Below are 13546 nucleotides of genomic sequence, written 5' to 3'. Positions count from 1 at the left end.
CTAGTTAAGTCAAAAAATTGTATGCAGTCAATTTTATGGCGCTCAAAACACGCTTAACCACAAAATTTTTAGGTCTTAACCAAATAGATGGTAAACCTTTGAAGCACTTTTTGCTTGGTTGATCTGCGCCATCTGGTTAACCACGAGCTGACGCTCCCCTGTCGCGGCTTCCAGCAGCATGCGATACACCACCAGCAAGCCCTCAAGATTCTCGCGTAGCACGGCTTCGTCCACCGGCTTTTCGTCCAGCACGTGCTCAACACAATCCCGACAAGCGGTATCCAGCTCGCCAATGGCTTCCCAGTTACGCTCGGCCAGGGCATCGATCAGCGCATCACGGGTTTGTTGAATTCGTTGCAGTTGGCTCATGATGCACTCCTCGGACCGGCAGGCTTATTCTGGCGCGATTGCATCCCAACCACTTTTCACAGTGATCAGCAGGCGGGCGACTTCGTCGATCAGTTCTGGATCGTTTTTGGCATTGGCCAGGGTCAATTGTTTGGTCATGTATTCGTACAGACTGTCCAATTGACGCAGCGCTTCCTTGTCATCGGTATTCTCTTCACGCAGGCCCGCACGCAAGCCGGTGATGATGTCGATGGTCTTGGTTATCAGCAGGGCCTTCTGAGCAATATCACCTCGCGCCATGGCACCTTTGGCTTGAGCCATGCGCTCCAGAGCACCTTCCATCAGCATCTGAATCAACCGGTGCGGGCTGGCCTCGGAGATTTGAGCGTGGGAATTGACCTTCTGGTACTGACGAAGGGCGCGCATCGGGTTCATGTTTCTACCTCGTAACAGATGACCGGCAAAAATAGGGTGACTTACTACTTGTTTCGACCGGGCCCGTCAAAACTTTAACCGGCCCTGCCCTGCCCGCCTTAGCTCGACTTCGGATTATTCAGCGAGTTCAGCGTGGTCATGATGCTGGAGCTGCTGGCATTGAGCTGGGCCACCAGAGTGTCCATGGCGTTGTATTTGGCCGACAGCGAAGTTTGCAGGCTCTCGATACGGCGGTCCAGCTCAGCTTGCTGGGTCGTCAGATCGGTCAGTTTGTTGTTCAGGTCGGTGGTGCGCTGGGACAGCGTACCGGTGGTGCCGACATAGGGCTCTGTCATCTTGGTCATGCGCGAGATCAGACCGGCATCCCCAGTGAAGACTTTGGCAATGTTAGTGGCGCCATTAGGCAAGGCGACGGCCTTGTTCCACGCCTTGTCATCCAGACTTAGCAAGCCCGTTTTAGAGTCAGTGCTTACGCCCATCTGCGCGAGGCCTATGGCCGCATTCGAGCCGCTGCTGTTCAGCAACTCATTACGCAGGCCTGACACCAATTGACGCATGGATGCATCGCCTGTCAACGCCCCGGAAGTGGTGGTGGCCGAATCACCGGTGGCAGTCACTTTGGTCTGGGTATTAATGGACCCCATCAATGCGTTGTAAGCCGTGACAAATGCCTGCACAGAGGTTTTCAAGGTGTCCGTGTTGGCACCTACCGAAATGGTCGACGCGGCATCACCACCGACCAAAAACTCCAGCGTTACCCCACTGATGGCCGAGTCCACTTTATTGCTGGCAGACTCCATTTCCAGCCCATCAATCGAATACGTGGCGTTCTTCGGCTCAACCAGCGTGGTGTAGCCCTCAGATAAAGAAGAATTACCACTCATGGTAATTTCAGTCCCTTTACCCATAGTCGACGACGTCAGCACAAGCCGTGAACCGCTTGCATCATTCAAAACGTTGGCACTGATGCCTTTGCTTTGAAGCTGCGTATTAATGGCTTCACGCACTTCTTTCATGGTCGCACCCGCGGGCACGTTCACGTCGTAATCCACACCCGATTGCGAAATGGTCAGCGTGGTTGCCTCATCACCGCTGTTGACGACGGCCGAATTCCCCCCGGCAAAGACCGGGCTACTCACCTTGGAAGCGGTTGCGAGGTTGTGCACGACCAAGTCGTACTTGCCCGTAGACGCCGTGGCATCGATGGTTACCTTGGATTTTTTCTCATCCGAGGTAGTGCCTGCCAAGCCACTGAAGCTTGACGCATCCTTGAGCTTGCCGATGGCCGTGCGATAAGCATCAAGCGCGCCTTTCACCGTACCCAATGCTGAAAGCTGGATCGTGGTCGTGGTTTGCTGCTTGGTGATCTGCGCCTGTTTAGGTGCCTTTTCGGCAGCCACCAAAGCCTTGACGATGGATTGTGTATCAACCCCCGAACCGACGCCGCTTATCGTTGAACTGGCCATCTTTTTATCTCCTTTTCGTTGGCTGCCGTTTTATTGGCTAACTGCACCTTCTCGGCAGACAACAACAAAATTCATGCCACCTCAGGCATTTGTCTGAAATAACAAGCTACCGGCATCGCTCAGGCTTTGAGCCAGCTTCAATGCGGTTTCTGAGGGGAGTTGACGTATCACTTCACCACTGTGCGTGGCGATTACCTTGACCACGACCACACCGGTGGAGTCGTCAATGGAAAAATCCAGCTGGCGCTGGGTGGACTGCACGAACTCACGAATGTCGTTGACGGCCTTTTCCAGGTCTTCGCGCTTGGGCGCTGGCGCAGGGGTCACTGCGTCTTGAACCGTGGACGGGGCGGCAGGAGCCGGAGTCGATGCCGTAGCAGCTTGTTGAGCAACAGTGGCGGTGTAAGCCGCGTTCAGCTTGACGCTCATGTCCATGTCATCACCTCAACACTGAAAAAACGAAAGGGCACGTAAACGCGCCCTTCCGTTATTGACCAAGCGCCGTGATTACTGAAGCAGTTTCAGTACGGAGGATGGCAATTGGTTAGCCTGAGACAGGATCGCAGTGGAAGCCTGTTGCAGGGTTTGCTGCTTGGTCAGCTCAGCGGTTTCAGCGGCGAAGTCGGCGTCTTCTACACGGCCTTTAGCAGCGGTAGAGTTCTGCGCGATGCTTTGCAGGTTGGACACTGTGCTTGAGAAACGGTTTTGAACGGCACCCAGCTGCGAACGCTGGCTGTCGATCTGTTGCATGGCGCCGTCCAGAGCCTGGATCGCTTGCTGAGCGGAAGCAGCAGTCAGAACGCTCAGGTCGGAAACGGTGGTTTCCAGAGTCACGGCTGCAGTTTTACCTGCGTCCAGACCCAGAGCTTTAAGACCGCCACCTGCGCTACCGTCGGCAATCACAATATCTTTGTCAGCAAACAGAGCCAAGGTACCGTCAGAGTTCTTGCTGGCAGTGACACCAGTGCTTGCGCTGTTAATCGAAGAAACGATCGCGTCGGCGGTGTCACCTTTCTTGAACTTGACTTCAACGCCATTCAGGCTAATCGAAGTATCGGCCTGCAGCTTGGCCTGCGAAGTGCCAGGAGCCAGACCCAGAGCCGACAGAGCACCACTGGTTTTATTGCTCAGCGCGACATCAGAACCATCTTTAGAAGTGATTTCGATACGGCCGTTATTCAGCTTGGCCGAAGCGATACCTGCCATGCTAGCGATGCTGGTAACTACCTCGCTGACTTTTTCAGTACCCGCAAGAACGAGGTCTTCACCGTTAACGGTGATGGTACCGGCAGGCACCAGGGAATCTTCAGCCTTGGTAGTTGCTTCTGCAACGCCCAGGGCTGCGGCGCCAGCAGTGCCCTCTACGACCAAGTCAGCATTGGCAGATTTCAGGGTAATTTTGCCAGCCGTGTCTGCCGAAGCCGAAACACCCGAGATGCCTGCGTCATTGATGGCTTTGGCCATATCAGCTGCTGTGGCGTCTTTAGCTAGTGCAACATCAGTGCCGTTGATTTTTACAGAAATGTCAGCCGTTGGCTTAACGGCGACTGTGCCAGTAACCGAGGCATTGACAGCCGAACCGATCGAAGTAGCGGTAAGGCCAGCCATGTCTGCGCCATTGGTTTTGGCTTCGCTGTACGAACCTTTCAGGCCAGTGGCGCTGATGTCGGTCATGCCGAAGGAGATGGTCTGGTTGGCGTCAGCACCGATCTGGAAAGCCACGTTGTTGAACGAACCGTCCAGCAGGTTACGACCACCGAAGGTAGTGGTGTTGGCGGTACGGGTCAGCTCGCCCACTTTAGCGGTGAACTCTTGCTGCAGGGACACACGGTCAGCATCGCTTTTGTCACCGTTGGAAGCTTGCAGAGCCAGCTCACGCAGACGTTGCAGGGTGTTGGTGGACTCTTGCATTGCGCCTTCAGCGGTCTGAGCAATCGAAACGCCGTTGTTGGCGTTGGCGATGGCTACGTTCAGACCTTTCACCTGGTTGCCCAGACGGTTGGCGATTTGCATGCCGGCCGCGTCGTCTTTGGCGCTGTTGATTTTCAGGCCAGAAGACAGGCGGTTCATCGAAGTGCTGAGAGCGTCGGCAGCCTTGTTGAGGTTCTTCTGAACACCCAGCGACGTGATGTTGGTATTTACTGATAAAGCCATGACGAATTCCTCGTGGGTTGAATACTGCGGCTTCCGGCCCTGGCAACCGCCGGGTGTGGCCTAGAGAACCTTCGTAATAGTTATCGTCGTGAAAGCAGGTTGCTTGAGGGCTTTTTTGAATTTTTTTACTGGCCGGGTGCCATCCCTTGTATTTCAGGGGGTTAAGCGGCCGCAGAATGCAAAACGCCCATGGCTTTGGCGGCCACGGGCGTTGGGTAATTGCATAAAACGACTTAGGGGCGGTAGATGATCGCCGAGCCCCAGGACAGGCCCACACCAAAGCCACTGAGCGCCACGCGCTTCCAGGTGGTGTCCATGGCGTGTTTTTCCAACAGCAGCGGAATGCTCGACGACACGGTGTTACCGGTCTCGACCATGTCCTTGATGAACTTCTCGGGCTCGCCTTCAAAACGCCGCGCCACGGCATCCACAATGGCCGCACTGCCCTGGTGGATACAGAACGCGTCGATGTCTTGAGCCTTGAGGTCCGATTCATCGAGCAACTCGTGCAAGTGCGCCGGCACTTTGAGCAACGCGAAATTGAACACTTGACGCCCGTTCATGAAGAACACGCCATCGGTAACTTTCAGGTGCGGCGCGCCCGAACCGTCGGTGCCGAATTTGGCCTTGCCCAGCTGCCAGAGCGCGTCTTCGCCCATCCAGGTGGCCGTGGCGGCATCACCGAACAGCATGGTGGTGTTGCGGTCTTCCGGGTCGACGATTTTGGAGTACGGGTCAGCGGTGATCAGCAGGCCGTTTTTCAGGCCAGTGGCCTCCATGAAGCCCTTCATCGCGTAGAGGCCGTACACATAGCCTGAGCAGCCGAGGGAAATATCAAATGCCGCGACGTGGGTCGGCAGGCCGAGCTTGTCCTGCACGATGGCGGCGGTATGGGGCAAGCCTTCTTCATCACCGTTTTGGGTGATGACGATCAGCGCATCGATGGACTCGCGCTTGAGATGAGGGTTATTGGCGAACAGCGCATTGGCCGCTTCGACACACAGATCCGAGGTTTCCTGGTCAGCATCTTTGCGCGGCAGGAATGCCGAACCAATCTTGCCCAGAATAAATTCTTCGTCCTTGGAGAACTTCGCGCCCTGGGCATAGTTGTCTACGCCGTTTGCAGGCACGTAACTGGCGATGCTTTTAATGCCAATCATTGTGGCTTCCCAATACTGAATAGCTGGAGATCACCCGCTCAGGAATCGAGGGGCGTTAACAATAAAAGGGCTTCGCCGCGCCAAAAATGCAGCGAATGTGGATGCCTGAAAATACCCAAAACGGCCTGTGAAAAGCCCGGCACCCGCCCGTACGTTTCACACGATACAGTGAAGATGCGCGTTATGACTCATAGGTCACTCTATTTTGTGTGGTTTATACAAAACGTTTCAACGCGACTTTCAGATAAGCACGCGCACGCTGATGCCGCCACAGGGGCCGCCAGTTGGGGAAAAGAGAGGGTTTACAGTGCGCTCGCCGTGACAAGCCACTCATCGAGAAGCTGTCACGGCGCACAAGGCGGGATCAGATCTTGTTGAACAGGCTCAACTGGGAGATTTTCACGAAGGCCAACTGCGAGGCTTCGAGCATGGCTTTCTGGAAGGCCAGATCGATGGATGCCCCGGCCAGATCCGTGTTGCCAATAGCCGCAATCGTCGACTTGTTGGCCATCACCATGCTTTCGTTTTCGGCCGTCTGGGTGTCCACGGCTTTCAATCGTGCGCCAATCGAACCCCGCGCCGTGTCGACACCGGCACTGGCGTTTTTCAGGTTGCCAATGGCCGAGTTGATCGCATCCCGCTGCTTCTGCTGCGCAAGCACATCGCCATCACTGGGCGTGGCCAGCGCTTGTCGCAACTGGCTGATGGTGTCCAGCGCACTCTGACTCTGATGATTATTTGCGCTGACCACAAACTGGTCGCCCGCTGCGCGCGCGCCGTTAAAGTCAAACGTCACGCCCATCGCCGTCAGTGAATCGCCCGTCATGGTGCCCTTGGCAATCGACTTGCTGTTGGCCGTCATGGGTTGAGCATAAATTTCATACTCGGTGTCGCTGGTGAATTTGATCACCGCGCCACTGGCCGGAAAGCTGTCGCCATAGGCCTTAGGATCGTTAACGGTGCTGCCAGTGATTTGCGCGGTCGAAGCATTACCCGGCGAACGTGATGCGTTGAACGAGTCCGGCTTGGCTTCAAGGGTAAAGATGTGGCCCTTGACCGCATCGTCCTGATCCGCTGCCGCGACGTCCTTAAGGTTCAGGTTGATATCAAAATCCACCCCCCGCAGGCTGATGCTATGAGCGCCTTCCTTGGTGGCGTCGAACACGCCGTTGCCCGGCACCTCGGAGGTGATGTCGTTGCCCGAGCCGTCGCGCACCACGTACTGCGTGCTGCTGAGGAACTCCACCTGATAAGGCTGGCCCTGGGAAAAATCTTTGTTGAACACAGGACTTGAGGTGATCAGGCCACCCGACACCGAGACCGTGCCATCCACAGCCGTCGCGGGCTTGGTGGTGAGTTCAGCCTGCGTTCGACCGGTATTGATAGCACCATCAAAGATGCTTTTGGCAGTGTCACTGCCCGCGAGGGTGAGCGTGTCAGACACCTTCAGGTTCAGTTGCGTGTCATCACCCTGATAGGTGTAGGTCCCGTCGTTGTTACGGGTATACGGCGGCGTATCGGTTTTGGAGCCGGAAAACATGTAGTTACCCGAAGCGTCCTTACTGTTGAGCAGGCTGAACACCTGATCTTCGATATTGCCCAATTCATTGGCTATCGACAGCCGGTCTGCATCACTGACCACGCCACCGCCCGCTTGCAACGCCAGCTCGCTGGCTTTTTGCAGGGCATTGTTGATCGTGTCGAGCACCGACTCCTGATTGGCCAGAGACGATTTAATGCTGTTCATGTTAGTGGTGTACTGCGCCAGCATGTCTTGCTGTTGCTGAAGTTGCAGCAGGCGCCCGGCACCGACCGGGTCATCGGCGGCTGTCTGGATTCTCACGCCGGAATCGATCTGCTCCTGGGTTTTAATCACCGAGGAGTAATTGCTCTGGTACTTGGACGAGGTGGTCTCGAAGAACTGGGCAGTAGAAATACGCATCGTCGATAACTCCCTTAAATACTGTTGATCAGCGTCGTGAAGGTATCCTGCGCGACCTTGATGATCTGCGACGATGCCGTGTAGTACTGCTGAAACTTGACGAGGTTGGACGCTTCTTCGTCCAGGTTGACCTGCGATACCGAGCTGCGGCTGGCAGCTGCGTAAGACAACGCTGCATTGGTGGCCGTGCCGTCAACTTGAGCCTGGCTGGCCTTGCCGCCCACCTTGGACACCAACTGGCTGTAGGACGTGGCCATGCTCACGCCACCGCCGCCGCTGTTCACGCCGACGGTGGGTTTGGTTTGCAGGTCGAGCAGTTTGTTGGCGTTGGTGTTGTCCGCCTTGCCGTCTTTGTTGAACTTGATGTCAAAGCTGTCGCCCTTACCGGGAGAACCACTGATGGTGGTCTCGAAGCCGACGGTTTTCTTCGAACCGTCCGGATTCAGCACCGGCTGACCGGCGGCGTCCAGTACCGGCACATTGATCGTGACCTTGTTGTCCTGACCCGGCACGATCGTGCCTTTGCCGATTTCTTCGCCTTTTTCATTCAGTACGCGATAGCCCTGAACGCCGTTGGCCGCTTCATCAAATGCCAGACGAACAGGCATGGCGCCTTCGATCTCGCTTTGCGCCAGGCCCAGGTCCGCGCCGCCGTAGATATTCAGCGCCTGGGATAAGTCCAGACCACTGACCAAACCGGTGCCGCTGTTGGAGCCACCCTGGCTCGCCACCAGCGGGCCGGCCAGCGCCAACTTGCTGGCGTCGGTCATTTGCACGCCTATATTGGTCGCGCCACTGCGGGTCGGGCTGACTTTGAACGTGTCGCCCTTATCCAGACCACCGCCATTGAGATTAAGAGTAAAACCGTCAATTTCAGGTGCTGGCTTCTGGTCCAGTTTGTAAGCGCCCATGACCGTGCCGTCGGAACGCTTCACCGTGTAGTCATTGCTGCTGCTGAACGTCACCTCATAGTCGTAGGTGGTCAGCGCGCCGCTGTTGGTAATGGTCACATCCAGATTGCCTGACCCGGCGCTGTTGCCGGTCGAGGCCAGGCTGCGTTCGCTGATGGCTTTGGCACTGTTGATGTTGTTGAACAGTGACGCGCCGAATTCGCCGTTAGCATCCAGGCCCTGCCCCAGTTGCTGATTGATCGCATCGGCAACCACCAGCGCGGTGCGCCCCAGCTCATTGATCGCAGGCGCCAGCACATCATCACGGTAACGCAGCAGGCCGCCGATCTTGCCGCCGCTGATGACAGACGTCACATCCGAACTGGAAGACGCGTAGTTGATCTGGATCGTGTATTGGCTCTTGTCGGTTTTACCCGGCACGGCCGACAACGTATTGGACGTGTTGCCCAACACCAGCGATTGCCCGGTGCCGAGGGTGATGTCGTACACGTTGTCGTGCTCTTGCACCGTCACGCCGACCAGTTCGTTGAGCGAACGGACAGCTTCGTTACGCGCATCCAGCAGGTCGTTGGGCGTGTTGCCGCCCGTCGTCGCCTGGGCGATTTGCTTGTTCAGCGAAGCAATGGTCGCCGTGTGCTGGTTGACCATAGAGGTCAGGGTTTCCAGCTGGCTGTTGACGCCTTCGTTTTGCTGGTTGAGCTGGCTGGCAATGGCGTTGAAACGGTTGCTCAGGGTCTTGGCATTGCCCAGCAGCAAGTCACGAGACGACGCGTCGCCCGGTGCTGCCGCTGCGGTCTGCAGCGAGGCAAAGAAACTGCTCAACGCCGCCGACACGCCCGTGCTCTTATCCGACAGCAGTTTGTCGATCGGGCCGATTTGGTCGAGGTAGGCTTGCGCGTCGCCATTGAGCGATGTGGTGGTTTGCAACTGGGCGTCGAGGTAGGCGTTGTAGACGCGACGCACGTCCGCCAGCGTGGTGCCGGTGCCGATAAAGACCCCGCCCACTTGCTGCGAGCCTGCCGTGCCCTGCACGATTTGCTGGCGCGAATAGCCCGCCGCGTTGGCGTTGGCAATGTTATTGCCGACCGTGGCCAATGCCCCTTGACTGGCGTTCAGCCCCGACATCCCGATGTTGATCAAACTCGCCATGGTTCAAACCTTATAAATGCGCGAAGGAACCTGTTGAGGCATAGCTCTGGTAGGTCTTCATTTGTTTGGCTATCTGCGAAATCTTGCTGGCGTAATTCGGGTCGGTTGCGTAACCGGCCTTCTGCAGCTCGCGTACAAATTGTTCTGGTTTATCGGCAGCGCTCAGCACTTCTTTATAACGATTGTTGCTCTGCAACAACGTGACCAGGTCGTGGAAGCTGTCCTGGTAAGAGTCGTAGGAACGGAAGGCCGCCGTTTCCTTGACCATCTGCCCGCCTTTGAACTCACTGGTGATGGCACGCGCCTGAGCACCCTGCCAACTGCCGGTGGCCTTGATGCCGAACAGGTTGTGGCTGCTAGTGCCATCTTGTTGACGCATGACCGATTTGCCCCAGCCGGTTTCCAGTGCCGCTTGCGCCACCAGGTACAGCGGGTCGACGCCGATGCGGTCGGCGGCTTGTTGGGCCATCGGCAACATGGTGGCCACGAACGCATCCGGCGATTCAAAGGCTTTTTTGGCGGGCGCCAAGGGTGGCTGGGCCACGGCACGGCCATACACCTGCATCCGCCCCTGCGCGCCAGCGGCACTGACCATCGGCTGCCGACTGCCCTTGAGCACGGCGTCCATTGACGCGCTGGTGCGCTCCGGCACTGCCGCCGTATTGATCGTGGCGCGGGCCGGGTCAGCCGATGGCACAATGCCTGCCAGCAACCGGTCGGTGAGTTTGGTGGGCAAGGCCAGACGCCGCTGATTGAGCAGTGCCATGTCATTTTGATGGCCGCCCTGCCCTGCACCCGGTGCCAGCGCCACCCGCGCCGCCCACAACGGCCGCTGGCCATTGGAACGGACAAACGGGCTGTCAGCCGGGGTCACCGCTGCGGTTGGGGTGGCGGCCTTGGCCTCAGTGGTCAGGGCCGTAGCCGCGGGTGTTTCGCCCGGCACGGCCGCTTTGTTTTTCGACATCTGACGCATCAACACGTCTGCCAGGCCAATGCCGCCACCCTGCCGCGACAACGTCACGGACAACTGCTGGTCGTACATTTCCTGATACTGCTTGGCCGCCGGGGTGTTGAGCGGGTTGTCCTTGCCCAGCACTTCGTTGGCCGAGCGCATCGACTTGAGCATTTCGTTGAGAAACAGCGACTCGAATTCCTGCGCCACTTTGCGCATGTTGCCGTCGCTTTCGCGGTCGCCCACTTTCAGGTTGTTCAGACGGTTCAGGTCGGTGAACGCCCCCGAATCGCTGCCGCTGACGACACCACTCTTACGCATATCCATGATGCCGGCCTCAGATCACAATCAGGTCGGCTTGCAGCGCGCCGGCCTGTTTCAGTGCTTCAAGAATCGCCATCAAGTCGCCTGGCGCCGCCCCCACCTGATTCACCGCACGTACGATTTCATCCAGTGTGGTGCCCGGACCGAACTTGAACATCGGCTTGGCTTCCTGTTGCGCATTAACCCGCGAGCGCGGCACCACAGCCGTCTGGCCGTTGGACAACGGGCCGGGCTGGCTGACAATCGGGTCTTCGGTGATGGTCACGGTCAAGCTGCCGTGGGTCACCGCCGCAGGCGATACCTTGACGTTTTGGCCGATTACGATAGTGCCCGTACGCGAATTGATGATGACTTTGGCCACCGCTTGGCCCGGGTCCACTTCCAGGTTTTCCAGAATTGACAGGTAGTCCACGCGCTGGCTTGGGTCCAGGGGCGCGGTGACGCGGATCGAGCCGCCGTCGATGGCTTGCGCGACGCCAGGGCCGAGCAAGTCATTGATCTTGTCCACCACGCGCTTGGCGGTGGTGAAGTCAGAGCGATTGAGGTTCAGCGTCAGGCTGTTGCCCTGGTTGAAACCACTGGGCACGGCGCGCTCAACCGAAGCACCGCCGGGAATACGGCCGGCCGAGGGCACGTTAACCGTGATTTTCGAGCCGTCGCGACCTTCCGCATCAAAACCGCCCACCACCAGGTTGCCCTGGGCGATGGCATACACATTGCCATCGATGCCTTTCAACGGTGTCAGCAACAGCGTCCCGCCGCGCAGGCTTTTGGAGTTACCGATGGAGGAAACGGTGATATCAACCACCTGCCCCGGCTTCGCAAACGCGGGCAAGTCTGCACTGACCGACACCGCGGCGACGTTTTTCAACTGTACGTTGCCCGAACCCGGCGGCACTTTAATGCCGAATTGCGACAGCATGTTGTTGAACGTTTGCAGGGTAAACGGGGTTTGCGTGGTCTGGTCGCCCGTGCCGTTAAGCCCGACCACCAAGCCGTAGCCGATCAATTGGTTGGACCGCACGCCAGAAATGCTGGCGATGTCCTTCAACCGCTCGGCGTGGGCGCCAAGGGCTGTGGACAGTAGCAGTACAGCTGCCAGCAGATGCTTGAGGTTGAACATGGTTCGGGCCATCACTTGAATAAAAACACTGATAAAAGGTCCGCTTAGAACGGGAACAGCGGGCTCAGGAAGAAACGGTCGAACCAGCCCGGCTGACTCGCATCGGCAAACGAGCCGGTGCCCGAGTAAGTGATGCGCGCATCGGCCACACGGGTCGACGACACCGTGTTGTCGGTGGCGATGTCATCGGCACGCACCAGACCGGCAATACGCACCAGCTCGTCCCCGGTATTGAGGGTCATCCACTTCTCGCCGCGCACCGCGATGATGCCGTTGGGCAAGACGTCAGCCACCGTCACCGTAATCGAACCGGTCAGGCTGTTACCCTGCCCGGCCTTGCTGTCGCCCTTGCTGGCGCGGCTGCCGCTGTACCCGGCGTTCAGGCTCAGGTCACCACTGCCCAGCGGGTTGTTGGTGGTCAGGCCACTGCCGAACAACGAGGTCAGGCCGATACTGGTGTTGCTGTTCTTGCCGATCTGCGAGTTGGCGTTTTTGCTCGCCTGCGTTTTCTCGTTCAGGGTGATGGTGATGATGTCACCGACCCGGAACGCCTTGCGGTCGCTGTACAGGTTCTGTTCAAAGCCTGCCTGGTAGATCGAGCCATTATTGGCCGCCGCCGGTAACGGCGTGCGCGGCAACACTGGCGCATAGTACGGATCGTTCGCCCGTGGTGGTGGGCTGACACAGCCGGCCAGCAAGGTGATACCGCCCAATGCCAGAACAGAAAACAAGCGTTTCATGACCTCTCCCGCGCGTGCAGGCGACCGTCAGGCCGCCTTGTCTACGTGATTACAGATTTTGCGTAACGAACGACAGCATTTGGTCGGCGGTAGAGATGACTTTGGAGTTCATCTCGTAGGCGCGCTGCGTGGTGATCATGTTGACCATTTCTTCCACGGTGCTGACGTTGGACGTCTCAAGCATGCTTTGCATGGTCAGACCGAAACCGTTCAGGCCCGGTGTACCGATTTGCGGCGCACCGCTGGAAGCGGTTTCCAGGAACAGGTTGCCGCCCTGAGCCTGCAAGCCGGCCGGGTTGATGAAGTCGGCGGTTTGCAGGTTGCCGATCACTTGCGCGGCCGGGTTGCCGGCGATGGTCACCGACACGGTGCCGTCCTGGCCCACGGTGAAGGTCTGCGCGTCAGGCGGAACCACAATCGCCGGCTCCAGCGCAAAACCATTGGCCGTCACGATCTGGCCGTTGGAATCGAGATGGAAAGTACCGTCACGGGTGTAGGACGTGGTGCCGTCCGGCTGCATGATCTGGAAAAAACCACGGCCGTTGATGGCCAGGTCGAGCGGCTGCTCGGTGGTTTGCAGGCTACCGGCCTGAAAGTTCTTCTGCGTGCCCACGATGCGCACACCCGTACCCACTTGCAGGCCCGAAGGCAACTCGCTGTCCTGGGTCGATTGCGCGCCGGGCTGGCGTTTGATCTGGTAAAGCAAGTCCTGGAACTCGGCCCGATCACGCTTGAAGCCCGTGGTCGATACGTTGGCCAAGTTGTTGGAAATAGTGGTCAGGTTGGTGTCTTGTGCAGCCAAACCTGTTTTAGCAACCCAGAGTGCCGGAAGCATGCAGTTC

At 57.8% G+C, this 13546-nt stretch carries 12 protein-coding genes; all 12 read right to left on the bottom strand.

The genetic code is table 11. The annotated features are described in order from the left end of the window. Positions 1-75: 75 nt before the first annotated feature. The 12 genes from HBN68_RS07645 to flgG all read right to left on the bottom strand — a co-directional run bounded on the left by HBN68_RS07645 (position 76) and on the right by flgG (position 13539). Positions 76-369: a flagellar protein FliT gene (locus HBN68_RS07645; protein ID WP_094992292.1), complete on the bottom strand. Its 294-nt coding sequence runs from the start codon at positions 367-369 to the stop codon at positions 76-78. Positions 370-393: 24 nt separating this feature from the next. Continuing rightward, positions 394-783 carry a flagellar export chaperone FliS gene (gene fliS / locus HBN68_RS07640; RefSeq protein ID WP_048375740.1) on the bottom strand — a complete coding sequence of 130 codons (390 nt, stop codon included), beginning with the start codon at positions 781-783 and terminating at the stop codon, positions 394-396. A 98-nt stretch (positions 784-881) separates the two neighbouring features. After that, a complete protein-coding gene (fliD, locus tag HBN68_RS07635) occupies positions 882-2249 on the bottom strand; it encodes a flagellar filament capping protein FliD (protein ID WP_169963526.1) in 1368 nt (455 codons plus the stop codon). Between the two features lie 81 nt (positions 2250-2330). Next, positions 2331-2684, bottom strand: coding sequence for a flagellar protein FlaG (locus tag HBN68_RS07630; RefSeq protein WP_094992294.1), 354 nt, complete (start codon positions 2682-2684; stop codon positions 2331-2333). 72 nt (positions 2685-2756) lie between these two features. Next, positions 2757-4403: a flagellin gene (locus tag HBN68_RS07625; protein ID WP_169963528.1), complete on the bottom strand. Its 1647-nt coding sequence runs from the start codon at positions 4401-4403 to the stop codon at positions 2757-2759. 233 nt (positions 4404-4636) lie between these two features. Then, positions 4637-5563: a ketoacyl-ACP synthase III gene (locus HBN68_RS07620; protein WP_047294556.1), complete on the bottom strand. Its 927-nt coding sequence runs from the start codon at positions 5561-5563 to the stop codon at positions 4637-4639. Between the two features lie 364 nt (positions 5564-5927). Further along, positions 5928-7505, bottom strand: coding sequence for a flagellar hook-associated protein 3 (locus tag HBN68_RS07615; protein ID WP_094992296.1), 1578 nt, complete (start codon positions 7503-7505; stop codon positions 5928-5930). A gap of 14 nt (positions 7506-7519) precedes the next feature. Next, positions 7520-9565: a flagellar hook-associated protein FlgK gene (flgK, locus tag HBN68_RS07610; protein ID WP_094992297.1), complete on the bottom strand. Its 2046-nt coding sequence runs from the start codon at positions 9563-9565 to the stop codon at positions 7520-7522. Positions 9566-9575: 10 nt separating this feature from the next. Beyond that, on the bottom strand, positions 9576-10844 hold the full coding sequence (flgJ, locus tag HBN68_RS07605; protein WP_169963530.1) for a flagellar assembly peptidoglycan hydrolase FlgJ: 1269 nt from the start codon (positions 10842-10844) through the stop codon (positions 9576-9578). Between the two features lie 10 nt (positions 10845-10854). Further along, complete coding sequence (locus HBN68_RS07600; protein ID WP_094992299.1) at positions 10855-11964, bottom strand: flagellar basal body P-ring protein FlgI; 1110 nt, start codon at positions 11962-11964, stop codon at positions 10855-10857. Between the two features lie 44 nt (positions 11965-12008). After that, the gene (gene flgH / locus HBN68_RS07595; protein WP_094992300.1) at positions 12009-12704 is read right to left on the bottom strand and encodes a flagellar basal body L-ring protein FlgH; all 696 of its coding nucleotides are present in this window, start codon (positions 12702-12704) and stop codon (positions 12009-12011) included. A gap of 49 nt (positions 12705-12753) precedes the next feature. Continuing rightward, positions 12754-13539: a flagellar basal-body rod protein FlgG gene (gene flgG / locus HBN68_RS07590; RefSeq protein WP_047275985.1), complete on the bottom strand. Its 786-nt coding sequence runs from the start codon at positions 13537-13539 to the stop codon at positions 12754-12756. Between the last annotated feature and the right edge of the window lie 7 nt (positions 13540-13546).

The organism is Pseudomonas sp. WS 5078 (assembly GCF_012985745.1).
Taxonomy (GTDB): Bacteria; Pseudomonadota; Gammaproteobacteria; order Pseudomonadales; family Pseudomonadaceae; genus Aquipseudomonas; species Aquipseudomonas lundensis_A.
The sequence above is the reverse complement of the archived record's forward strand: the minus strand, read 5'-3'. Positions and strand labels throughout refer to the sequence as shown.